General features: G+C 59.2%; 20 protein-coding genes. 3 read left to right on the top strand and 17 right to left on the bottom strand.

Annotation, left to right across the window (positions count from 1 at the left end):
• Nucleotides 1-15 precede the first annotated feature (15 nt).
• The 13 genes from flgK to DFR34_RS09185 all read right to left on the bottom strand — a co-directional run bounded on the left by flgK (nt 16) and on the right by DFR34_RS09185 (nt 14,672).
• Nucleotides 16-2,346 (bottom strand): flagellar hook-associated protein FlgK, encoded by a 2,331-nt coding sequence (flgK, locus tag DFR34_RS09245; RefSeq protein ID WP_110390864.1) that lies wholly within the window; start codon nt 2,344-2,346, stop codon nt 16-18.
• 66 nt (nt 2,347-2,412) lie between these two features.
• Nucleotides 2,413-3,408, bottom strand: coding sequence for a flagellar assembly peptidoglycan hydrolase FlgJ (gene flgJ, locus DFR34_RS09240; RefSeq protein ID WP_110390863.1), 996 nt, complete (start codon nt 3,406-3,408; stop codon nt 2,413-2,415).
• A gap of 74 nt (nt 3,409-3,482) precedes the next feature.
• Nucleotides 3,483-4,580 carry a flagellar basal body P-ring protein FlgI gene (locus DFR34_RS09235; RefSeq protein WP_110390862.1) on the bottom strand — a complete coding sequence of 366 codons (1,098 nt, stop codon included), beginning with the start codon at nt 4,578-4,580 and terminating at the stop codon, nt 3,483-3,485.
• Nucleotides 4,581-4,596: 16 nt separating this feature from the next.
• Nucleotides 4,597-5,280 (bottom strand): flagellar basal body L-ring protein FlgH, encoded by a 684-nt coding sequence (locus tag DFR34_RS09230; RefSeq protein WP_110390861.1) that lies wholly within the window; start codon nt 5,278-5,280, stop codon nt 4,597-4,599.
• 158 nt (nt 5,281-5,438) lie between these two features.
• On the bottom strand, nt 5,439-6,221 hold the full coding sequence (gene flgG, locus DFR34_RS09225; RefSeq protein ID WP_110390860.1) for a flagellar basal-body rod protein FlgG: 783 nt from the start codon (nt 6,219-6,221) through the stop codon (nt 5,439-5,441).
• A 54-nt stretch (nt 6,222-6,275) separates the two neighbouring features.
• Entirely contained in the window at nt 6,276-7,028 is a 753-nt protein-coding gene (flgF, locus tag DFR34_RS09220; protein WP_110390859.1) for a flagellar basal-body rod protein FlgF, read from the bottom strand.
• 108 nt (nt 7,029-7,136) lie between these two features.
• Nucleotides 7,137-8,429: a flagellar hook protein FlgE gene (gene flgE, locus DFR34_RS09215; RefSeq protein ID WP_110390858.1), complete on the bottom strand. Its 1,293-nt coding sequence runs from the start codon at nt 8,427-8,429 to the stop codon at nt 7,137-7,139.
• A gap of 81 nt (nt 8,430-8,510) precedes the next feature.
• Nucleotides 8,511-9,191 carry a flagellar hook assembly protein FlgD gene (locus DFR34_RS09210; RefSeq protein ID WP_110390857.1) on the bottom strand — a complete coding sequence of 227 codons (681 nt, stop codon included), beginning with the start codon at nt 9,189-9,191 and terminating at the stop codon, nt 8,511-8,513.
• Between the two features lie 24 nt (nt 9,192-9,215).
• Nucleotides 9,216-9,629, bottom strand: coding sequence for a flagellar basal body rod protein FlgC (gene flgC / locus DFR34_RS09205; protein WP_110390856.1), 414 nt, complete (start codon nt 9,627-9,629; stop codon nt 9,216-9,218).
• A 7-nt stretch (nt 9,630-9,636) separates the two neighbouring features.
• Complete coding sequence (flgB, locus tag DFR34_RS09200; protein WP_110390855.1) at nt 9,637-10,041, bottom strand: flagellar basal body rod protein FlgB; 405 nt, start codon at nt 10,039-10,041, stop codon at nt 9,637-9,639.
• Nucleotides 10,042-10,263: 222 nt separating this feature from the next.
• Entirely contained in the window at nt 10,264-12,525 is a 2,262-nt protein-coding gene (locus DFR34_RS09195) for a tetratricopeptide repeat protein (protein ID WP_110390854.1), read from the bottom strand.
• A 66-nt stretch (nt 12,526-12,591) separates the two neighbouring features.
• Nucleotides 12,592-14,436, bottom strand: a complete 1,845-nt coding sequence (gene feoB / locus DFR34_RS09190) for a ferrous iron transport protein B (protein ID WP_110390853.1) — start codon at nt 14,434-14,436, stop codon at nt 12,592-12,594.
• A gap of 2 nt (nt 14,437-14,438) precedes the next feature.
• Nucleotides 14,439-14,672 (bottom strand): FeoA family protein, encoded by a 234-nt coding sequence (locus DFR34_RS09185; RefSeq protein ID WP_110390852.1) that lies wholly within the window; start codon nt 14,670-14,672, stop codon nt 14,439-14,441.
• Nucleotides 14,673-15,016: 344 nt separating this feature from the next.
• Here DFR34_RS09185 and dcd point away from each other — a divergent pair, with 344 nt between their 5' ends.
• Together dcd and DFR34_RS09175 are read left to right on the top strand one after the other, a co-directional pair.
• Complete coding sequence (gene dcd, locus DFR34_RS09180; RefSeq protein WP_110390851.1) at nt 15,017-15,583, top strand: dCTP deaminase; 567 nt, start codon at nt 15,017-15,019, stop codon at nt 15,581-15,583.
• Between the two features lie 498 nt (nt 15,584-16,081).
• Nucleotides 16,082-17,230, top strand: a complete 1,149-nt coding sequence (locus DFR34_RS09175) for a type III PLP-dependent enzyme (protein WP_110390850.1) — start codon at nt 16,082-16,084, stop codon at nt 17,228-17,230.
• Between the two features lie 68 nt (nt 17,231-17,298).
• On the opposite strand, the gene DFR34_RS09170 is transcribed toward DFR34_RS09175, so the two are convergent.
• The gene (locus tag DFR34_RS09170) at nt 17,299-17,832 is read right to left on the bottom strand and encodes a GNAT family N-acetyltransferase (protein WP_110390849.1); all 534 of its coding nucleotides are present in this window, start codon (nt 17,830-17,832) and stop codon (nt 17,299-17,301) included.
• A gap of 103 nt (nt 17,833-17,935) precedes the next feature.
• Here DFR34_RS09170 and DFR34_RS09165 point away from each other — a divergent pair, with 103 nt between their 5' ends.
• Complete coding sequence (locus DFR34_RS09165; RefSeq protein WP_158281786.1) at nt 17,936-18,679, top strand: sporulation protein; 744 nt, start codon at nt 17,936-17,938, stop codon at nt 18,677-18,679.
• A 204-nt stretch (nt 18,680-18,883) separates the two neighbouring features.
• Here the strand turns inward: DFR34_RS09165 and glyA are convergent, their stop codons facing one another.
• The 3 genes from glyA to DFR34_RS09150 all read right to left on the bottom strand — a co-directional run bounded on the left by glyA (nt 18,884) and on the right by DFR34_RS09150 (nt 23,580).
• The gene (glyA, locus tag DFR34_RS09160; protein WP_110390847.1) at nt 18,884-20,131 is read right to left on the bottom strand and encodes a serine hydroxymethyltransferase; all 1,248 of its coding nucleotides are present in this window, start codon (nt 20,129-20,131) and stop codon (nt 18,884-18,886) included.
• Nucleotides 20,132-20,375: 244 nt separating this feature from the next.
• The gene (locus tag DFR34_RS09155) at nt 20,376-22,280 is read right to left on the bottom strand and encodes a propionate--CoA ligase (protein ID WP_110390846.1); all 1,905 of its coding nucleotides are present in this window, start codon (nt 22,278-22,280) and stop codon (nt 20,376-20,378) included.
• A gap of 373 nt (nt 22,281-22,653) precedes the next feature.
• Entirely contained in the window at nt 22,654-23,580 is a 927-nt protein-coding gene (locus DFR34_RS09150; protein WP_110390845.1) for a DMT family transporter, read from the bottom strand.
• Nucleotides 23,581-23,673 lie beyond the last annotated feature (93 nt).

Below are 23,673 nucleotides of genomic sequence, written 5' to 3'. Positions count from 1 at the left end.
TGCTCCTGGAATTTATTAATTCACTGCGTTCAGAATCGAATCAAACAGCGTGTTGGCAATTTCGATGCACTTGCTCGACGCCAGATAAGCTTGCTGGAAGCGCAACAGATTGGCGGCTTCTTCGTCCAGATTAACACCGGACACCGATTCGCGGGTGAGGGTAGCCTCTTTCAGGGAGGCGGTGGCCGCTTCGCCAGCGGCTTGTGCTTCAGCGGTTTTGTTGGCCACCATACTGACCATACGGCTATATGATCCCACAAACGAGGTGTTTGGTTTGCCGCCGCCACTGCCTTCCATGGTGTTCTGCGTCTGGATATTGGTCATCTGCAACATATTGAAGCTGTCAGATACACCAAACTCAGCCGTGGTTTTCAAGCGGAGGGTGAAGCTATCGTTATTATTGGGAGTACCATCCACCTTAAACGAGATGCCAGCGTCTTCGCCTGCAGTGGTAACCACTTTATAACCCCCTGCGGCTTCAGGGTTGAGGATCACCTTGAAGCCCGCCGCTGGAGTGGTTACTGTCCAGGCACCTGCCACGTATTGCAGCCCCACCGAAGGCTGCATGGGCACCATATTCTTGCTGTTCACCGGGTTTTGCCAGGCACTGGCAATGCTGGCTGAACCAGTATTACCCGCGACTGGCTTACCAATAACATTGGCCGACGCGGCCACTTCGCTGGGCTGGGTCACGTTGACGCTCATTTGAGCAATGGCGCCGCGCGTAGGCTGCAACATAAACGAGTCGCCAGCAAAGGATGTACCCGGTGCAGCAGCACGTGTAGCCGCAATTGAACCACTCAGGCTGGTACTGACCGCCGTCATCTGCGCAGCGGTCATGGTGTGTCCCTTGGCAGCGGCAGCAGCATAGCCTGCTTTTTCGGCGGCAGCGATAGCTGTGGCACCGGCAGGCGAAGCGGCTTCAGCCAGCACGGCAGCCATGGCTTCAGCAGCAGCGCTGGCGGCAGTGGCCGGCATACCCGCACCCGTACCAGCACCAGTGGCTGCTGTCAGGGTAGCAGTGGGCAGCGGATTGTTCAATTCAACCTTGACGCCATCCAGCACGATACCCGCCGCCAGCTGTGCAGAGGTGATGGTGGTCCCCAGCGCCGTACCATTCAGGTCAGTCGGGCTCATCAAGGCGTTATCCGGCTGACGCTGAATACTGAAGTTGCCGGGGCTGGTGCAGATGAACTTGTAGTCGTTGTTGGTCATCTGACTGTAACCAGTCAGATTGGTTGAGCCAGGAATGTAACTGATGACGCTCGCTTGCAGTTTCAGCGTGCCAGTGTTATTCGAGTTGGCGGGCACGCGCAGATCAGCCGCAAAACTCTTGATGGCAAAAAACTCTTGCTGCGAGCTCACCTTGCTGGCCACCGGCACGCCATTCACATCCACACCGAGCAGATGCTGGGCATTCATGGATTGGGCAAAACCAATGGCAATGCGGTTCAGCGCGTTTTGCGCCACATCCAGCGCATCGTGACGGAAATTCAGCAAGCCCCCCAGCGAACCGCCATCAATCTGCGTGCCGGGAATCTCAAACAGCATATTGTTTTCTTTGTACGATACCGCATAGCGTTGCGGATCGTCACGCGATGGCGTCGCAGCCAGTTGCATGGGAATCTCACCCAGCACCAGACTTTGGCCACTACCAATAAACACGTTGTAAACGTTGCCATCCTGTTTGACCACCGTCGCTTTGACACTCTTGTTCAGCTCCAGCACGGCTTGATCGCGGGCATCCAACAGATCGTTGGGGACAATCTGGTCACCCAGAGACAACTGCTGAATTTGCTTGTTCAGCTCAGCAATTTTGTTGGCCTGGGCATTGATATTGTCTACGGTAAGCCGGATACCGGTATTGACGCCTTCGCGGATTTCTTCGATGCGCGCATCCATGGTCTGCATGCGGGTCACCAGCGCCTGCGCTTGGTTGACCACGGCCTGACGGGATGGAATGCTGGCCGGCATATTTGGTTGGGTCAGCACCTGCAAGGATTCAAAAAAGCTTTGCAAGGCCGGCGTGATGCCAACAGTGGGGTCAGCAATGATGCCATCCAGTTGATCGAGCTGAGCTTCCTGGGTGGAATAGTAGCTTTCCATTGCCGTATTGGACTGCACCACTTTTTCCAGGTGGGAGTCATACACGCGGCTGATGGAAGTGGTTTGCACACCGTTGCCGATATAGCCGGCACCGGTGTAGTTAGCCATATTGGATGCCTGACCATTAACCTGACGATGATAGCCTGCCGTATTCAGGCCGCTGATGTTGTGGCTGGTGGTGGTCAGCGAGGCACGGGCGGCGTTAAGGCCGCTGACGGCAATTCCAAAAATACTCGACATGATGAATCCCCTTGTATCTTGTAGCTATCGACCAAAACACGGTCAACTTGATTGGTGTCGCGCCACTCAGCTGGACGATTTACTGGCCAGCTGCGAGAGCTTGGCGGCGTAATTCGGGTCGGTGGCATAACCACCACGCGCCAGGCCACGGGCAAAGCCAGCGGCGTCGGTGCCTTGGTTGAGCGCACCTTGGTAGCGTGGGTTGTTCTTGATCAGGCGAGCGTAATCGGCAAAAGCATCCTGATAGTTGTCGTAAGCGCGGAAACGCTCCACCCGCTTTTGCGGCGCGCCATCGACGTATTCCGTGGTGAGAATGTCCACGGTCTTGCCTTTCCAGCTACCACCGGCTTTGATGCTGAACAAGTTGTGACTGTCGCTGCCGTCGGCATGGCGAATGGGTTTTTTGCCCCAGCCGCTTTCCAGTGCGGCGTGCGCCACCACCAGATGCGGCGCCACCCCCAACTCCTGTGCGGCTTGCTGGGCATGCGGCAGCAAAGTCTTGGTGAACTCTGCCGGGCCACCGGTAGCCGGTGCACTGGAGGCGCTGGACGCAGCAGGCGCTTCCATCTTGACGCGCGGCTCAGAAAGCTTGGCCAGTGCAGTTTCCAGTGTTGAGCGCTGCGTGCCGACTTGTTTGCCCCAACTGGGTGGCGGCATGGTCTGCACCATGCTGCTCATATCGCGCGCCTGGCCGTTGATGCCGGTGCGGGCTGCGTCTTCACCCATGTCCACACCTGCCGCCTTGGCCAGCTGTTTTTCCAGTGCGGCAGCCAGCCCGGTGCCCCGGCCACTGCCTGCCAGTTGCTGGACCAACTGCTGATCGAACATCCCTTGATAAGTATCCAGGGCATTACTGTCTTCCTCGCCATCAAACGAGGTTTGCCGCATGGTTTTCATCAGGGTGTTGAGGAACATGGCCTCAAACTGCGACGCCACCTGCTTGATGGCGTTTTTCGGGTCGTGCTTAGCCGACGTCTTGAGGCTTTCAACGGCGTTGAGGTCAAGCACATAGCTTTGCGAAATGTCAGCCGGCGTGGTCGCCGCGCGCGTGCTTACTTGCATGAAAGGCTATCCCGTTCAAATGGCCTGGCACGTTCAGCAAGGAATATGCCAGGCCTGGTTGGATCAAATCAGGGTCAGATCACCTGCAAATCGGCCTTGAGCGAACCTGCGGCTTTCATCGCCTGCAGGATGGCCAGCAAATCCTGCGGGGTGGCGCCCACGGCATTCAGTGCCTTGACGATTTGCGACAGATTGGTGCCCTTGGGCACATTGATCATGCGCCCACCGTCTTGATTGATCTGGATATCTGCCTGATTGGTGGTGGTGGTCTGCCCATTGGACAAGGCATTGGGCTGGCTGACGCTGGGGGTGTTGGTCACCGTCACCGACAGGTTGCCGTGCGCCACGGCGCAGGGTTCAACCGTCACCGCCTGATTCATCACAATAGAGCCCGTGCGGGCATTCAGGATAACGGTAGGGGACATATCTGCCGTGGTGACGGCAAGATTTTCCATCTTGGCCAAAAACTGCACCCGCTGATTGGGGTCGGACGGTGCATTGACTTCAATCACCCGACCATCCAGCGCACGCGCCGAGCCTTGGCCAAAGGCACTATTGATGGCCTGCACCACACGATTGGCGGTGGTGAAACTGGCGTCGTGCAGCTCCAGGCTAACCGTCTGGCCATTGCCCACCGTGGTAGGTACTTCGCGCTCAACCGTAGCGCCTGCCGGCACCCGACCGGCATTGAGCTGGTTGATCTGCGCCTTGCTGCCACCCGCTTGCGCACCCGCGCCGGCAATCACCACATTGCCCTGGGCCATGGCATACACTTGGCCATCCGCACCTTTCAGCGGGGTCATCAGCAGCGTGCCACCGCGCAGGTTCTTGGCATCACCAATCGAAGACACCGTAACATCCACATTCTGACCAGGCTTGGAAAACGGCGGCAGCGAGGCGGTGACCATCACGGCAGCGACGTTTTTCGGGTCGATCTTGGTTCCGGCAGGAACTTGCACACCCAGTTGGGTAAGCATATTGGACATACTCTGGCTGGTAAACGGGTTGGACGAGGCTTTATCGCCACTGCCATCCAGACCCACCACCAGACCATAGCCGACCAATTGGTTGTTGCGCACGCCAGAGAACGAGGCGATATCCTTGATGCGTTGTGCCGACCAAGCCGACAGGCTGAACAGCGCCAGCGTGAGTGCAAGCAGCCATTTTTTCATGCTGGGTTTCCTTGGGTTAGAACGGCAAGATGGTCATGAAAAAGCGTGCCAGCCACCCAGGCTGGGCGAAAGCGTGGTTGTTGCCCTGGTTTTGCAGTTCAACACGAGCGTCAGCCAATTTGGTAGAGGACAGCATATTACCCGGCTTGATGTCACGTGGGTTGACAACCCCAGACAGGCGAATAAATTCATGTTCGCCGTTAACACGCACCTGCTTCTCGCCGCTGACAATCAAATTGCCATTACTGAGCACCTCCACCACGGTAACGGTGATGGAACCAGTGAAAACACTGGTAGATTTAGCCTCGCCCTTGCCATCATTGCTGCCACTGGAGCTGGCGGACACATTGACGCTCCCCAGTTTTTTCTCGATGGCGCCGGGGAAGAACGGCAGATTGACGGTTGGCGTGCCTGCGGTATAGCTGGAATCCCGCGACAAGGATGTTTCTTCCTTGTTTTGCGTGGAAGTCTTTTCTTCGATGACCACAGTCATGGTATCGCCGACGTAGCGCGGCACCCGATCTTCAAACAAGGGGCGGGTGGTGGCGGTTTGGTAAATCGAACCGTTGGTCGGACGCACATCCGGCGGTGCTGCCGGGCGGGCAGTCAACGGACCTTGCACGATGGAAGTTGGCGGGGTGTTGCACGCAGCCAGCAACAGGCTGGCCAACAGCATCCAGGTTTTCTTGGGCGCCAGCATGGGCACGCTCTCCTGATGGGCTTGGAATTCGGACAATGCGCCTTCGCATCGGCGCTCAGGGTACTTGACCCTACATTATGCCACGTTCGCTCACAAGAAAATGCCCGTCGCGGGACGGGCATTTTTTGTGTGGCGCATGATGCGCTACGACGCTCGCGTTAGAGTTGCGTCAGACGCTGCAACATTTCATCACTGGTCTTGACTGCGCGCGAGTTGATTTCATAGGCGCGTTGAGCCGTGATCAGATTCACCAACTCTTCGGTGACATTGACGTTGGAAGCTTCGATATAGCCTTGATTCACCACACCCAGGCCATCATTGCCCGGATCGCCGTCTACCGGCGCACCGGAAGCGGTAGTTTCCAGGAAGAGGTTATTACCGATGCTTTCCAGACCTTGCGGGTTGATGAAGCTGGAAATCTGGATATTACCGACGTTGGTCGGTTGCGCCTGACCCGGCAGCTTGATTTCCACTGCGCCAGTACGGGAAATATCCACGCTCAACGCATTGGCGGGCACGGTAATCTGCGGATCCAGCAGATAGCCGGAGGTGTTGACGATCTGACCTTGATCATTGAGCTTGAACGCGCCATCACGGGTATAGCCGATGGTGCCATCCGGCATCTGCACACGGAAAAAACCCTTGCCGTTAATAGCCAGATCCAGGTTATTTTCGGTGCGGGTCATATTACCTTGGGCAAACAGACGATCCACCCCCACCGGGGCCGCGCCAGTACCGACTTGCAGGCCGGTCGGATGGTTGGTGGTGTTCGAGGTTTGCGAGCCCGGCTGACGCAGCACCTGATACATCAGGTCTTCGAACACGGCGCGCTGGCGCTTGAAGCCATTGGTGCTGACGTTGGCCAGGTTATTGGAGATGGTGTCCAGCTTGAACTGGCTGGAGTCCATGCCAGTTTTGGCGATGAAGAGCGAGCGAATCATGTCTTGGTCCTTTTTCCGGCCATCTGGGCGGCCGTGCGGGAGTTAACCGGCGGCTTAGCCTGCCAGACTCATGATGGAAGTGGCTGATTTGCCATTCTGGTCAGCAGTCTGCATCAGCTTGATATTCAGGTCGTAATGGCGCGCATGGTCGATCATTTGCACCAGCGATTCCACCACATTCACGTTGCTGCCTTCCACCACGCCAGTGGTCACGCGCACGTTCTCGTCACGCGGCGCTTCCTGGCCGTCATTACGGCGGAACAGGCCATCCACGCCCTTGTAATAATCGTTACGATTGGCTTCGGCCACCAGCTTGAGCTGACCCAGGATTTGCGAGGCACGATCCCCGCCTTCAGTGGGCACGGTAGAGATGGTGCCGTCTTCGGCAATCGCCACGCGGGTATTGTTTGGCACCGTGATCGGGCCGCCATCGGACAGGATGACCCGGCCACTGCGGGTGCGCATAATGCCGTTTTCGTCCACCACATAACCGCCATCGCGGGTATACGCCTCTTGGCCGTCCGGTGCTTGCACGGCAAAAAAGCCTGCGCCTTTCAGGGCAAAATCCTGATCGTTGCCAGTGCTGACCAAGGGCCCTTGACTACGGTCGTGGCCAATCGTGGAATCCACCACAAAGGCGCGAGTGGGGGTTGCCGGGGCATCTGCCACGACAGGCAAGGCGCGGAACGCCACCAGTTCAGCCTTGAAGCCATTGGTGTTGGCGTTGGCCAAGTTGTTTGACGTGGTAGATTGTTGCAGTTGCACATGCTTGGCGCCGGTCATGGCAACGTAGAGCATCTTATCCATGGGAGTACTTGATCCTTTGCGAGGTCATGGCAGCTGAAAGATTATCACGCAGTATACAGCTATCCGGCATGGCGCGGGGCCATGCCGGATCATCAGAGCTTCAAGGCATTAACGCAGATTGATCAGCGTCTGCATCACGGCATCCTGCACCTTGATGGTCTGCGCGTTGGCCTGGTAGTAGCGCTGGGCAGTGATCATGTTCACCAGCTCGGAGGTCAAGTCAACGTTGGAGTCTTCCAGAGCGCCAGACTGCACCAGGCCAACGTTGGTCGAGCCAGGGTTATTCAGGGTCGGCGAGCCAGAGGACAGCGTTTCCATCCAGCGATTGGAGCCGACCGATTGCAAGCCCTGGCTATTCTTGAAGTTGGCCAACACCACCTGGCCAATATCTTTGGTTTGGCCATTAGAGTACCGCGCCTTGATTACCCCGGTTTTATCCACCTGCAAACCGGTCAGCGCGGCCGAAGCATAGCCCACCTGACTGAGCTCGTTCACGGCAAAGGTGTTGCCGAATTGAGTGGTGCCGCTCTTGCCCGAACCGATATCCAGCGTCACGGTCAGCGGGTTAGCGCCAGCAATGGAGGTGTAGGAACCAAACGCCAAGGAACCGCCGGCTGGAGTATTCAGTGTGCCATCCGTATTGAAGGACAAACTTTGTGCCGCACCACCATTCAGCATGGTCGGGTTAGAGGCCGACGCAGGCATATTCGGATTATTGATGCGAGCGTAGACATCCCACTGATTGTTTGCCGTTTTGCGATAATACGTGGTCAGCGTCAGCGGGTTACCCAGGCTGTCATACAGCGTAGCCGAGGTGGAGTGGTTGTAGGTGGTCGGGTCGGTTGTACTAAATGGTGTTGCCGCTGGCGGCACGGTTTGACGCGAATCCAGGTTAGTGGTCAGACGCACCATCTTGATGGGGGTGGTGCCGCCATCCGAAGCCACCGGCTGGATCATGTCGGTATTGACTTTCAGGGTTTGCAGCTCACCTTCGCGCATCTTGGCCGGGTTGCTGTCTGGCACCACGCCCCAGCCCATCAGCTTGTCGCCGTTATTGACGATGTAGCCATCCTTGTCCACCTGGAACTGGCCATTGCGGGTGTAGGCTTGGCCGTTGGTGGTTTGGGTGATGAAAAAGCCGTTGCCAGAAATAGCCAGATCCATCTGGTTATTGGTGATGTTGATATTGCCCTGATTCATTTGCTGGGCCACTGCCTGCACGGTGGCGCCAATGCCATTCTGCACGGCAGACACGCCATAGTAGCTGGCGGCGAACATGTCGGCGAACTCAGCGCGGGACTGCTTGAAGCCGACGGTGCTGGAGTTGGCGACGTTGTTGCCGATCACGTCCAGTTGCTTGGCTGCTGCGCCGACGCCGCTAAGACCTTGTTGAAAACCCATGAGTATTCTCCGTATGTTCTATCTGTGCTCTGGCGTACGCGCCAGTAAGTTCAATCTTGAAATCGTATGCAGAATTCGGGATCAGATCAGCTGACGCAGGGCATCGACACCGACTTCTCTGCCATTGGACAGATGCAGCACCGGCACACCACTATTCCACGACAGGGCTTCCACCTTGGAGTAAGCCAGCGGCGTAGCGTTGACGGCATCCCCGTTGGCCTTGGCCGACACATTGATGCTGTAGGTGCCATCAGGTTGCAACACGTCATCATTGTTCTTGCCGTCCCACTGGAACTGCATCACACCGGCTTTCTGGTTGGTCAGCTTTTCGGTGTAGACAACATTGCCATTTTTGTCGTTGACCTTGATTTCCACCGTGTCGGCATCTTTGGCCAGCTCCACACCGGCAATGGCTTTACCACTGCTCAGCTGCATCTGATTGCCGTCAGACAGGGTGATGTGGCCAATCAGCGCGGCCGCTGCCACGGTCTGACTGGTTTGGTACATACCGCTGAGCGAGGTCATGGTCTGGTTCAGCTTTTCGATGCCCTGCACGGTGCTGATCTGCGCCATCTGACTGGTCACGGCGGCATTGTCCAGCGGATTCAGCGGATCTTGAGTCTGCAACTGGGCCACCAGCAACTTCATGAAGCGATCCTGAGCTTCCTCAATGCTGCTTTTCTTGGCCGTGGCGGCGCCGCTGTCGCCATTCAGGAAGCTATACGGATTAGTGTCGGTAACGGCAGAAGAAGTGGTAGCCATGATGTTCTCTCAAATGTCCGGGGGTTATTGCTGGCCGATGGACAGCGTTTTCTGAAGCAGCGACTTGGCGGTGTTCATCATTTCCACATTGGTCTGGTAAGAACGTGCCGACGAGATCATGTCGGTCATTTCTTCCACCGGATTGATGTTGGGCATGGTGATGTAGCCATTGGCGTCAGCCAGCGGATGTTTCGGGTCGTAAACCATGCGAGCCGGGGATTGGTCTTCCACCACGGCGGTGACGCGCACGGTAGCAACTTGCGGCGTTTCCTTGTTGATCGGGATGGCGGTAAACACCACCTTCTTGCCCTTGTACGGGTCGCCATTGGAAGACACCGCGCTGTCAACGTTGGCGATGTTGCTGGACACCACGTTCAGGCGCATGGACTGGGCGGTCATGCCGGCGCCGGCGATATCGAAAACCTTGGACAAAGACATGGTTCAATTACCCCTTGATGGCGTCAGACAGGCCGGAAATCCGGCGATTCAGGAAGGTCAGCGTGGATTGGTATTTCAATGCGTTGTCAGCAAAGGCCGAACGCTCAAGATCCATATCCACGGTGTTGCCGTCAATCGACGGTTGCACTTCGGTGCGGTATTGCAGCTTGAAGTCTTTTTCGCCTTGCTCGGCAAAACCATCCAGATGGGTCTGGTGGGTTTTTGCCATGCCCATCGACGATTCGGCTTCGCCGATGGCGCGGGTCATGGCGTCTTTGAAGTCGAAATCGACTGCCTTGTAATAAGGCGTATCCGAGTTGGCGATGTTGCTGGACAACACCTCGGTGCGGTAGGCGCGCAGCCCCAGCGCTTTTTGCTGGAAGTCAAAATGTTTGGCGATTTTATCGAGCATGGTCGTGTACTCCGTCGGCAGTTTCCTGTTAGCAATAAACGGGCCAGACTAAGAGAAACCAGGTGCATTGCTATAAACACCTGTTTTTTAGATGATTTTTTTAAATCCATTGCGTTTGGACGTTTAGCGGCCCACGCCAAGCGCATTCACCCGGCAAGTTTTGCCGGTCTCGGCAAAACTTGCAACTAAAAAAACAGCACCAGCGGTCGATAAGGCTTCTGATCAGCCCTGCTCGCGCGCCGCCCACATCTCGTGCAAAGCCTGAACAAAGTGGCCGGCAAAACGGGGCGCATCCATCAACGGGCTCGCCATCACACGTTCGCGCAAGCCCTCACGCAGGGTGCGCAAACGAGGCAGGTCGTGCGCCAGCGCCACGGCTTTGGCAATGTACTGCGCTTCACTGTCGACAATCAATTCATCCAGCCCCGTATTGTGCAGTAAGGTCACCCCCATGCGCGAAACAAAACTGCGTCCGGCCAAGGTGACAAATGGCACACCCATCCACAGGCTATCGCAGCTGGTGGTGCCGCCACAGCATGGAAAAGGATCCAGTGCCAGGTCCACCTGGCGATACAACACATATTGCTGATTTGCCTGTCGTGGCAAGATATCGATCTGTGTTGCCTGCGCACCTGCCGTCACGAATCGCTGGCGAATATCCTGGACAAAGGCGGCATCCTGAGCGCCATGTACCTCCAGCAGCAGCCGGGCATGCGGCGTCTGCCGCAAAATTTCTCCCCAGCATGCAATGACCGGCGGCGTTACTTTGGCAAAGTTATTGAAACACCCAAAGGTAAAACGCCCATCCTGGTCTGCTGGCAAGCCGGCAAAAGGATCTGGAGACGCCGAGGGTTGATAACAGCAAAACACCTCGGGCATGCGATACAGCCGTTCAGTATTCAGGTGCTCGGTCATGCCAGGCGGCTCGGCGTGCACATCGGTGATACGCCAGTGCATGCCTGGCAGGCCAGTGGTGGCCGGGTGGCCAAGCCAGGTCACTTGTACAGGCGCCGGTTGTTTGGCAAACACAGGCAAACGGCCGCCGGCAGTATGGCCAGACAAATCAATCAAGATATCCACTTCATCATCAATGATTTGCTGAGCCAATTCGTCATCGCTCAAAGCGGCTGTCTCGCGCCAGACATCGCACTGTTTTTGTAGGCGTGCGCTGACACTGTCGAAGGTTTTGCCACTGTAGTAAGCCAGCACCTGCATGCCCTGCGCGCGCAGGCCACCCCAGACCGGTTCGACAAAATAACTGACTGCATGATGAAAAAAGTCTGCTGAAACAAACCCCACCCGCTTGGGCGTAGCCGCAAGCGTGCGCGACCAGGTACAACGCGGCCCAGCTTGTCTGGCGATCAATTGTCCCAGTTCGCAATGATCGGCATACAACTGCTCGGGGGTAATGGCATGACTGTACACACCAGTAAATAAGAGGTTGCTGTGAATCAGTCGATTGTTCGGCGTCATCTCCAGCGCAATGCGCAAGTGTTTTTCAGCCTCTTCCAGATGTGACTGATCTTTCAGCACATTGGCCAGATTGGCGTGAGCCGAAGGATAGTTCCAGGCCAGCTCCAGCGCACGGCGCAAGGCGGTTTCTGCTTCCATCAACTGGCTGTGTGAGCGCAGCGCCGCACCCAGATTATGGTAGGCGACAATATGTTGAGGGTCTTGGGCAATGGCTTGGCGCGCGTGGCGAATGGCGTCAGCAAAGCGATTTTGCAAGAACAGCGCATCCGCCAGATAGGCGTGCAGATTGGCGGATTTAGGCTGCAGCTTCAAGCCACGCCGATAACTGTGTTCGGCTTCTTCGTACTGCGCCATCTGGGTGAGCGCCACCCCCAGATTGCTGAGGATTTCCACATCCTTGGGGGCCAGTTGGGCCGCCTGGCGCATGGCCTGCACGCCTTCGGCGTTACGCCCAAGCTGGATCAGCACCGCGCCCAGGGTTTTCCAGCCCAACACATGGCGAGGGTAATGTTCTGTCATGCGCCGCGCCGCCTGCTCGCAGGGCGACAGCTGACCCTGATCAAACAGCGCCACCAAGGCTTTTTGCTCGTTCAACGAGGGCTGCCCTTTGCCGGGCTTGACGCGTGCCGGCACCACCGGGGCGTTAAGGCGTTGCAGCAGCGCCTCCACCTCAGGCCCAGCCAGCCCGCCGCGTTGGCCTTGCTCCAGCCATTGCCGCGCCTCATCCGCGCGATTGGCGCGCAGCAGCGCATCAATATAACTCAACCAGAAACGCCCATGTCCCAGGTGGTTGATCAGGGCGGTATGCAATAGCGGCAGGGCTTGATCTAGTTGGCCCAACTGCATGGCGATCACCCCCAGATTGTGGTTGGCATCCGGATGGTTGGGCATCGCCTGCAAGACCACACGGTAGAGCATTTCCGCTTGACTCAAGCGGCCAGCCTGGTGGTGAGCAATAGCCGACTGAAAGGCGGCGTTCAGGTCAATTTCGGTGGCAGCGGGTTCTGACATGGTATGGGACAGCGGACGAGAATGTCAGCAGTGTACCCCAAGCCACCAGTCAGGCGGCATCCGGCATTACAGATGCAGCAGGCGAGCCCCTTGGTAAAACAATGCCGCCACGCACCAGGCCAGCGCCAGCGAATAACCCACCGACAGCGCGGCAAAGCCATTACTGCGCGATTCTTTACGAATGGCGGCAATGGTAGACAAGCAAGGCGTGTAAATCAGCGTGAACAGCATAAAGCTGTACGCCGCCACCCAGTCCAGCTGCTGGCTGATCACCTGGGCCAGGCCGGCCTCCGGCACGCCATAAATCACCGCCATACCACCCAGCAGAATTTCCTTGGCCACCACCCCCACCATCAGCGCTACCGCCAGTTCATGATGGATGCCCAGCGGATCCAGCACCGGCGCCAGCCATTCACCCAGTTGAGTGGCCAGCGTCGGGCCGCCGGCCGCCGGCAGATGGGTCAGCGCCCAGATCAACACCACGCCAGCCAGAATGAAAGTGCTGGCCAATTGCAGAAACGCCTTCACCTCGCCGCCAGCGCGGGTGAACAGATAGGTCAGCACCGGCAAACGGTAGGGCGGCATTTCCATCACCAGCGCCTCACGATGCGGCAAGGCGCGCTTGAACAGCCAGGCGGTCAGCATCGCCACCAAAAAACTGGCCAGATACAGGCTCAGCAACACCCACGGCGCCGCCTGGGCAGAAAACAGCGTGCTGACAAAAAACAAAAACACTTGCAGCCGCGCCGAGCACACCGAAAACGGAATCACCAGCATGGTCAGCCAACGCAGCCGACGCTCACGCATGATGCGCGTGCCCAGAATAGCCGGCACATTGCAGCCAAAGCCCATCAGATGCATGACAAAGCTGCGGCCATCCAGCCCCAGCCGGGTCATCCAGGCGTCCATCAAAAAAGCCGCGCGCGCCAGATAACCGCTGTCTTCCACCACGGCCATCAGCACAAAAAACACAAACAGGATGGGCACAAAGGTCAGCACCGTGCTCACCCCCTGCCACACACCTTCCAGCAGCAAGCTTTGCAGCCACGCGGGCGCGCTGGCCAGCGCCGGTTGCCACCACTGCGCCTGCACCCAATCCAGACCAGCGCCCAGCTCTTCTTGCATGGGCGTGCCCAGCAGATAGGTGGCCTGAAAAATCAGTGCCATCAGCACGGCAAACATCGGCAGCCCCAGCCAGGGATGCAACAACAGCTGATCAATGCGGGTGGTCCAGGTGGCTGGCAGGGTGGCCGGCACATGATGCACGCCCGCCAGCATGGCGCGCGCTTCTTCCAGGCCGGCAGGCAAAGCATCCAATGTAGCAATCGCCACCGGCGCCTCGCGGGCCGGAATCTGCGCCGCCAATTGCGTCAACGCCGCGCGCACCGCCGGCCAGTTTTCACCTTTGCGCGCGCTCATCGCCAGCACCGGCGCGCCCAGACGGGCGGACAAGGCATCCAGGTCGGCGCGAATGCCCAGCTGGCGCATTTCGTCCTGCATATTCACCAGCACCACCAGCGGCAAGTCCAGTTGCGCCAGTTGCCACACCAGCCGCCAATGGCGATCCAGCTGCGCGCCGTTGACCACCACCACCAATCCATCGAACACGCTGCCGGCCAGCACCTCGCGCACTACCGCTTCGTCTTCGCTGTAGCCGCTCAGGTCATGAATGCCCGGCAGGTCTACCACTTCCACCGCACGCGCGCCCAGCACCACCTTGGCGCTGGCCAAGTCGATGGTCAGCCCCGGCCAATTGCCCACCCGCTGCGACAGCCCGGTCAGCCGGTTGAAAAACGTCGATTTGCCGGCATTGGGCAAGCCCACTACAGCCAGGCGCCGCCCCTGGCGCGCCGCTTCAATGGCGGACAGACCCGCACCGGATGGCGGACACTTCGGACAACTGGCCGTCATGCTTACGCCCCTTGCAGCTCGACGCGGATGCCTTCGGCCAGCAGCCGGCGCAACAGCAGTTGGGTGGCGCCCACCGCCACATGCAGTGGCCCGCCCAGCGCCGCCCGGCGGAACACTTGCACCTGTGCGCCAGGCAAAATGCCAAAAGCGGACAAACGCTGGCGCTCGGTGTCGGGCAGATCAATGGCCACCACCTGGGCGCGATGGTGGGCAGCAAGCGTGGCAAGCGAAGTCATGTGGGCTCCTTACGCGGAAAGATGTTGCATCACATTCTCAGATAATACGCTGAATGCCGGATTTTGGGCACTGCTTGCGCGGTGTGACAGGAACAATCCAAGTGGGGATTGATCTCTGAACAGCGGATTAATATGTGGCCGGCGCGGCGCCAGCGTAGCGCAGCACAACAATACAGCCAGCAACAAGTGCGCCAGTTTGCTGGCCTTACAAAACAACATGAATAGCTGTTAAACTGTCGGGTTAACGTTTTTAGCAAATCATTCTTCAGACGCCACCCCGTAGCGGCCCTGGCGGCCAGACAGGATGTGGCGCGTTTTCCCCAATTCTCGTAGCGCAGGCGCACATGAGCATCAAATCGGACAAATGGATTCGCCGGATGGCGACAACAGACGGCATGATCGAGCCATTCGAGCCCAACCAGGTGCGCGAGGTGGATGGCCGCAAAATTGTGTCCTACGGCACCTCCAGCTATGGCTACGATATCCGCTGCGCCAACGAATTCAAGATTTTCACCAATATCAACAGCACCATCGTTGACCCGAAAAATTTTGATCACAACAATTTTGTCGACTTCACCGGCGACGTTTGTATCATTCCGCCCAATTCGTTTGCCCTGGCGCGCACGGTGGAATACTTCCGCATCCCGCGCAATGTGCTCACCGTCTGCCTGGGCAAGAGCACCTACGCCCGCTGCGGCATCATCGTCAACGTCACCCCGTTCGAGCCGGAATGGGAAGGCTATGTGACGCTGGAGTTCAGCAACACCACGCCGCTGCCGGCCAAGATTTATGCTGGCGAAGGCTGCGCGCAAGTGCTGTTCTTTGAATCCGACGAAGTGTGCGAAACCAGCTATAAAGATCGCGGCGGCAAGTATCAAGGCCAGGTGGGCGTCACCCTGCCCAAGACCTGAGCGCGGCCGCTGGCCGTCTGCCGCAGCGAGCAAATCGTCGGCGTAAATTGTCCGCCGCCGTCCCCGTCGTGGTCTATGCTGGGTAAAGAATCTCCTGAGTTGGGTCCACGACTGAATGGCGCATCCGCCCCCCCTTGCGGCTGCGCCATTTTTTTAGAGTCGCTCACAAAGCTCAGCGCAGCGATCCTGGCTAGGCGTGCAGCCGCAGGCAGTACAAGAAGTACGACCAGGCTGCACAACAACGCCAGGAGGGTTTTGTGAGTGGCTCTATAATTGCAAATTCACGGATTTCCGATTGACGCACAGTGTGTGCGTCTTATAATTCGCCCCCATTGTTGTTTCCGTTTTTTGCCATGCAGCACGTCGGCCGGTGCCCGACGCGCCAAGCTGGCTGGAGGTCATCATGACAAGCCGTGTACTTACTGCCGTTTCGGCCCTGTATCAACCCTCATTCTTGCAACATATTCCTGTCACCTAGGTTTCTGGAGACCCCGATCAATGGACCGAATCGCTGCCGACGCACTCGCCGCCGCCCCTGAACTCTCTCTCGACTTTGCCCGCGTCAAGGCCCAACTGGCCAAGGGCTACGAAAAACCCTTCCTCATCCTCGATACGCAAATCGTGCGTGAAAAATGCCGGCGCTTTTTTGCCGCCATGCCGCGCGTGCGCCCGCACTTCGCCGTGAAATCCAACCCGGATCAACGCGTGCTGCAAGTGCTCAAGGAAGAAGGCGTCGGTTTTGAAATCGCCTCGATCGCCGAGCTGGATCAGCTGCTGGCGCTCGGCGTGCCGCCGGCGGAAATTTTCTACAGCAACCCGATGAAATCCCGCGCGTATGTCGAATACGCCGTGGCCAAGGGTGTCGAGTGGTTCGTCATTGATTCGGTGGAAGAACTGCAAAAGGTGCATCGCGCCTCGCCGACCGCCAAAACCTACCTGCGCATCTACACCACCAATGTCGGCAGCGACTGGCCGCTGTCTGGCAAATTTGGCGCCTACGAAAGCGAAATCCGCGACATCATCGCCGAAGCCGAGCGCCTGGGCGCCGATCTGGCCGGCGTGACCTTCCACGTGGGTTCGCAATGCCTGAACCCGGAAAACTGGAAAGTCGGCCTGGAAACCACCCGCGCGGTGTTCGACCAGATGCTGGCCGCCGGCCTGAAACCGCGCCTGGTGAATATCGGCGGCGGCTACCCGGTGACCCACACCAAAGACATCCCGACCATCGCCGAAATCGGCGCCGTGGTGAACGCCGGCCTGGCCGCGTTTGGCGACGACGTGCAGGTGATTGGCGAGCCGGGCCGTTATCTGGTGTCTGACGCCGGCTACTTTGTCTGCCGCGTGGTGGGCACCGCCACCCGCGAAGGCAAGCGCTGGGTGTACTTCGACGCCGGCATGTTCGGCGGCATCATCGAAACCACCGAAGGCCTGAAGTACAATATCCTGACCGACCGCAGCGGCCCGGAAATTATCTGGACCGTGGCTGGCCCGACCTGCGATTCGCTGGACATCTGCACCCGCGATCAGGCGCTGCCGCAAGACCTGGTGGAAGACGACTTTATCTACATCAAAAACGCCGGCGCCTACACCACCGCCTATGCCAGCACCTTTAACGGCTTCCCGCTGCCGGATGTGATCATCCTGTAAGCCGCCGTTCACCCCACCGCCGCCCCCGCCAGTTTTGCGCTGCCGGGGGCGGCGGCGTTTGAGCGACTCTACATACGCCATTCGCACCAGACATGCCGACGCAAGGGACTGTCCGCCGCCAGCGCCGGATGGTCAAATTCGCCCTGTTCCAGCATGCCCAGCCGCGCCATCAAGGCGCGCGAGCGCAGATTGCCCAGCGCGGTGAACGCCACCATGCGCGACATGCCCAATTCGCGCGCTGCCGCCAGCGCCAGTTGCGCGCCCTCATGGGCCAGCCCTTGCCCCCAGGCCGGCCGAGCCAGCCGCCACAGCATTTCCACCGCCGGCGCAAACGGGAAACTGGCCGCCACCGGGTTCAGCCCGACACAGCCCAACAGCGCATCATCATCGCGCCGCGCCAACACCCAGGCGCCCCAGCCGCGCTCAGCCAAGCCGGCGCGCAGACGGGCAGCCAGAGCGTCACTGTCGCTGCAGCTCAGCGGCGCCGGAAAATGCGCCATCACCTGCGGGTCGGCATTCAAGGCGGCAAAAGCCGGCAAATCCTCATCACGCCAGTGGCGCAGATGCACCCGTGGTCCGCTCAGCGGTAAAGCTGTGTGCATGTTCAATCTCCTGCCGCCCCTTTCGGCCAGGCGGAACTTTTGTCTGTCATTGGCGCTCGTGACTGGATATGCCATGCATGCGCATGGTGCTTCAGGAGCACTTATGTTGAAAAAACTGCTGGCCTCGATTGGTGTAGGCAGCGCACAGGTAGATACCCAGATTGACAACCCGGAGCTGGCCCCTGGCCAATTATTGCAAGGCCAGGTGCTGGTGCAGGGCGGGCAATCCGCGCAGGATATCGAAAAAATCGAGCTGGTGCTGATGACTCAGGCCGAAGACGAAAGCGCAGACAGCGAACGCAGCGTGGCTTGGCCCTTGTGCCGTCTGCCGGTGTGCGGGCCATTCACCATCGGCGCTGGTGAAACCCGGTATTTTCCGTTTCAGATGACCTTGCCGCTGGAAACCCCGGTCAATGCCCTGCGCACCCGTGACCGCCGTGTGCCGCTGGTGTGGATTCACACCGACCTGGCGATTGCCGCCGGGGTGGACAGCGACGATCGCGATCAATTGCTGGTGCGGCCCGGCATGGCGCTGCAAACCCTGCTGGACGCCTTTGCCCGGCTGGATTGGTATGTGCACAGCTCGGACGTGGAGCTGGGTTCGGCACGAGTGGGGCCGATCAGCAGCACGCTGGGCTGCTATCAGGAAATCGAGCTGCGCCCGCATGGCGGCAGCTGGCGCATTGAAGAAATCGAGCTCACTTGCCTGTGCGATGGCCACCACACCCATGTGCTGATTGAGGTGGATCATCGTCTGGGTGGAGATCACTTCTATAGCCTGGTGATGGGCCCGGACTTTGCCCGCCGCGACTGGGTGGCTATTCTGCGCGACACCTTGCCCTTGTAAGAGCCGCTAACAAAACCCGCCTGGCGTTGTTGTGTGACCTTGCCGTACTACCTGTACTGTCTACGGTCACACGCCTAGCCAGGCGCGCTGCGCTGGGTTTTGTTAGCGACTCTAAGCACCGCTCACAAAACCCGCCAGGCAAACAGCAAAAAGCCCGCATCACTGCGGGCTTTTTGCTGCGGCGTTGCTGAATACGGGCGACGATTACTTGCCGTACACCGGGAAGCGGGCGCACAGGGCTTTCACCTGTTCGGCCACATTGCTCAGGTTGGCGTCGTCGTTCGGGTTGTCCAGCACGTCGGCGATCAGGTTGGCCAGCTGACGGGCTTCGGTTTCGCCAAAACCACGGGTGGTCATCGCCGGGGCGCCGATGCGGATGCCAGAGGTGACGAACGGTTTTTCCGGGTCGTTCGGAATGGCGTTCTTGTTGACGGTGATGTGGGCGCGGCCCAGGGCGGCTTCGGCGTCCTTGCCGGTGATTTGCTTGGCGCGCAGGTCCAGCAGGAACACATGGCTTTCGGTGCGGCCGGAGACAATGCGCAGGCCGCGCTTGATCAGCTCTTCGGCCATGGCGCTGGCGTTCACCTTGACTTGCTTGGCGTAGGCCTTGAAGTCATCCGAGGCGGCTTCTTTGAAAGCAACGGCCTTGGCGGCGATCACATGCATCAGCGGGCCGCCTTGCAGGCAGGGGAAGATGGCCGAGTTCAGGATTTTTTCGTGTTCGGCGCGAGCCAGAATCACGCCGCCGCGCGGGCCGCGCAGGGTCTTGTGGGTGGTGGTGGTCACGAAGTCGGCAAACGGCACCGGGTTCGGGTATTCACCGCCGGCCACCAGGCCTGCGTAGTGGGCCATGTCCACAAACAGATAGGCGCCCACTTCGTCGGCGATGGCGCGGAAGCGCGCCCAGTCGATTTCCAGCGCGTAAGCAGACGCGCCGGCGACGATCATTTTCGGCTTGTGTTCACGGGCCAGACGGGCCACTTCGTCATAGTCGATGGCTTCGGCTTCGTTCAGGCCGTAGGCCACCACGTTATACAGCTTGCCGGAGATATTGACCGAGGCGCCGTGGGTCAGGTGGCCACCATGCGCCAGGCTCATGCCCAGGATGGTGTCGCCCGGCTTGAGCACCGACACATACACCGCCTGGTTGGCTTGCGAGCCGGAATGCGGCTGCACATTGGCGTATTCGGCGCCAAACAGGGCTTTCAGGCGGTCAATCGCCAGTTGTTCGACCTGGTCAACGTATTCGCAACCACCATAGTAACGCTTGCCCGGATAACCCTCGGCGTACTTATTGGTCAGCACCGAGCCTTGTGCTTCCATCACGGCGGGGCTGACGTAGTTTTCCGAGGCGATCAGTTCGACATGGTCTTCCTGACGACGGAACTCGGCGTCCATCATCGCGGCGAGTTCGGGATCGTAGGCATGAATGGTCTGGTCGGCAGCAAACATTGTTTGGATTCCAGTTCGGTGGAGAAAAAAGATGAAACGAATTTTACACGACTTGCCGTAAACGGGGCCATGAAATGGCGACACCCCGACATGAAAACGCTTCATCATGCCGGGGTGTGGCGGGTGGACGCACGCATCCACCCAAGGGGAGAGCAAGAGCCGCTGACAAACTCAGCGCCGCGACCCTGGCCAGGCCGCGCAACAACGCCAGGCGGGTTTGCTGGGCGGCGCTAAACCGCGCGGGTCAGGACTGGCCGGTGACCGCCTGCTTGACCTGCTCCAGGCCGCTCGGATCGTCCAGCGTGGTCAAATCGCCCGGATCGCGGCCTTCGGCAATCGCCTGAATCGAACGGCGCAGCACCTTGCCCGAGCGGGTTTTCGGCAGCTGGGTGACAAAGTGGACCTGCGAGGGGTTGGCAATCGCGCCCAGCTCTTTGCTGACGGTGGCGATCACTTCCTTGGCCAGGCTGGCGCGCAGGGTTTCGTCGGCCAGCTGGGCCGGGTCTTTCACCACGGCAAACGCCATCGGCACCTGGCCCTTGAGCTGGTCGGCCACGCCCACCACCGCGCACTCGGCGATGGAATTGTGGGTGTTGACCGCTTCTTCGATTTCGCGGGTACCCAGACGGTGGCCGGCGACGTTGATCACATCGTCAGTGCGGCCCAGGATAAAGTAATACCCGTCTTCGTCTTTCAGGCCCCAGTCAAACGAGGAGTACACCAGCTTGTCCTTGAAGCCCTTGAAGTAGGTGTTGACGAAGCGGTCATCCTGACCCCACACGGTGGACAGGCAACCCGGCGGCAGCGGCGGCAGCACCGCCACCACGCCTTTTTCGCCCGGACCGACTTCTTCGCCGCTGACTTCGTCCAGCAGCTTGAGGTTGTAGCCATAAGCCGGGAAGGACGGGCTGCCAAACTTCACCGGGGTGTTTTCCACGCCCGGCATGGCGGTCAGCATCGGCCAGCCGGTTTCGGTCTGCCAGTAGTTGTCGATGATCGGCACATTCAGCGCGTCGGAAATCCATTGCGCGGTCGGCTCGTCCAGCGGCTCGCCGGCCAGGAACAGATAGCGCAGGGTGGAAATATCGTATTTTTTCAGCCAGGCCGGGTCCTGTTTTTTCAGCACGCGCACTGCAGTCGGCGCGCTGAACATCACGGTGACTTTGTACTTCTCGACAATCTGCCACCAGATGCCCGGATCCGGGCGAATCGGCAGGCCTTCATACACCACGGTGGCCATGCCGCCAATCAGCGGGCCGTAGACAATATACGAGTGACCCACCACCCAGCCGATGTCGGAGGTGGAGAAATACGCCTCGCCCGGATTGCCGCAGTAGATATGCTTCATCGACGCCGCCAGCGCTACCGCATAGCCGCCAGTGTCGCGCTGCACGCCCTTGGGCTTGCCGGTGGTGCCGGAGGTGTACAGGATGTAGCTGGGGTGATTGGACTCCACCCATTCGCACGGCACGTTGGCGTCCAGATGGCGCTCGCGCAGGCTGGCGTAATCCACATCGCGGCCGGCGACAATCGCCATGTCCGGGTCCAAGCCACGGTTGACGATCAACACGCTGGCCGGCGGATGCTCGGACTGCGCCAGCGCGTCGTCCACCAGATGCTTGTAAGGAATGATCTTGCCGCCGCGCATGCCGCCGTCAGCGGTAACCATCACCTTGGGCTGGGCGTCGTCCACGCGGGTGGCCAGGCTGTGCGCGGCAAAGCCGCCAAACACCACCGAGTGAATCGCCCCCAGGCGCACGGTGGCCAGCATGGCGAAAATCGCTTCCGGGATCATCGGCATGTAGATCAACACGCGGTCGCCCTTGCCCACGCCCAGGTCTTGCAGACAGGCGGCAAAGCGGCTTACCTCGCGGTGTAGCTCGGCGAAGGTGTAGGTTTTTTCCGTGTCGGTTTCGGTGGACACAAAAATCAGCGCGTTCTGGTCGGCGCGATCTTTCAGGTGGCGGTCCACGGCGTTGTGGCACAGGTTGGTTTCACCGCCGACAAACCAGTCGCGGAACGGCGGGTTGTCAAAACGCAGCACCTGCTCGAAAGGCTTGTGCCAGTCGATCAGCTCGGCCTGTTCGGCCCAAAAAGCTTCTGGTTGCTCAATGGAACGGCGATGAAACGCCTGATAGGTTTCGGCCATGGGGTCTCTCCTCCAGCACAAAGACAACCCCGTGGCGGCACATTTTGGTGGTGTTGGCGGCTCGGCACGGGGCGAATATTCTCCTGACCAAGCAATTGCTTGGTAGGGAGCAACCCTACACGCTAACGTCGGGCCGGTCAAATCTTCATGCTGTTGCACTGCGCCAGCCATCTTGCGCGGCGATTGAATGCTGCGACGCAATAATTTGCCAACAAGCGGTATAGATTAGACCCATGCCGTTTTAATCAGCCCATTTTCCGCAGTGCAAAAACGCCGAGCGGGTGTGACGGAATTACCGCATCAGGCACGGGGTTTTCCATCCCGCCGGCCTGGGCCCAAGCCTGAAAGCAGGGCGGGAGCCCCCCACCCTGTGTCATTTCTTGCGCAAACTCACACTGGCCACCCCGCCCACCACCAGCGCCGCACCAGCCAGTTGCAACAGCGACATGCTCTCGGACAACACCAGCCAGCCCAGCAGCAGCGTCATCACCGGCCCCAGCGTGGACACCAAGGCCACCTGATTGGCGCCAATCTGGCGCATCGCCTCGTTCATCAGCACCACCGGCAGCACCGTGCTCAGCAAGGCCATCGCCAGCCCGTAGGCGTACACCGGCCACGGCAGATTCAGCGCCGCCGACAGCGGGTGAGTGAGGGCAAAATGCACCATCACCGCCAGCGTGGCCACCATGCACAGCCAGGCCGACAGCCGCAGCGCGCCCGCCTGCTTGACCAACTCGCCCACACCGATCAGATACAGCGAATAACTCAGCGCGCTGGCCAGCACCCAACTGACCCCCAGCAAGACATTGCTGCCGGCGCCCAGCGCCTGCCAGTCATGCGTCACCGCCAGGCCCGCGCCCAGGTAACACAGCGACAAAGCCAGCCACTCGCGCCCAGCCACCCGGCGGCGGAACAACAGCGCCGAAAACAACAGCACAAATGTGGGGTAGAGAAACAACACCAGCCGCTCCAGCGTGGAGGACACATACTGCAAGCCGATAAAATCACACACGCTGGACAAGTAATACCCCATAAAGCCCAGCGGCAACACCAGCGCCCACGCCCGACGCGGCATCGGCGCCGCCCCACGCGCGCCCATGCCGGCCATCAGCATGAAAAACGGCAGCGCAAACACCATGCGCAACAACAATAAAGTGACAGCGTCCACCGAATAGGCATACGCCAGCTTGACGAAAATCGCCTTGGCGGAAAACCCGGCCGCCGACAACACCGCCAGCACCACGCCTTTGCCAATAGAGAACCCTCCCAAGCGGGGAAGGCGAATCGACGCCGCAGACATCACACGCTCCTGAGTCTTGATCTGCCGGGAAGTATGCGCAGGATACACCCGCTTTCCCATCAGTATTTGACACACTCAGGCTTCGTGAAATAC

The organism is Rivihabitans pingtungensis (assembly GCF_003201855.1).
Classification (GTDB): domain Bacteria; phylum Pseudomonadota; class Gammaproteobacteria; order Burkholderiales; family Aquaspirillaceae; genus Rivihabitans; species Rivihabitans pingtungensis.
This window is presented reverse-complemented; position numbering and strand designations above follow the sequence as displayed.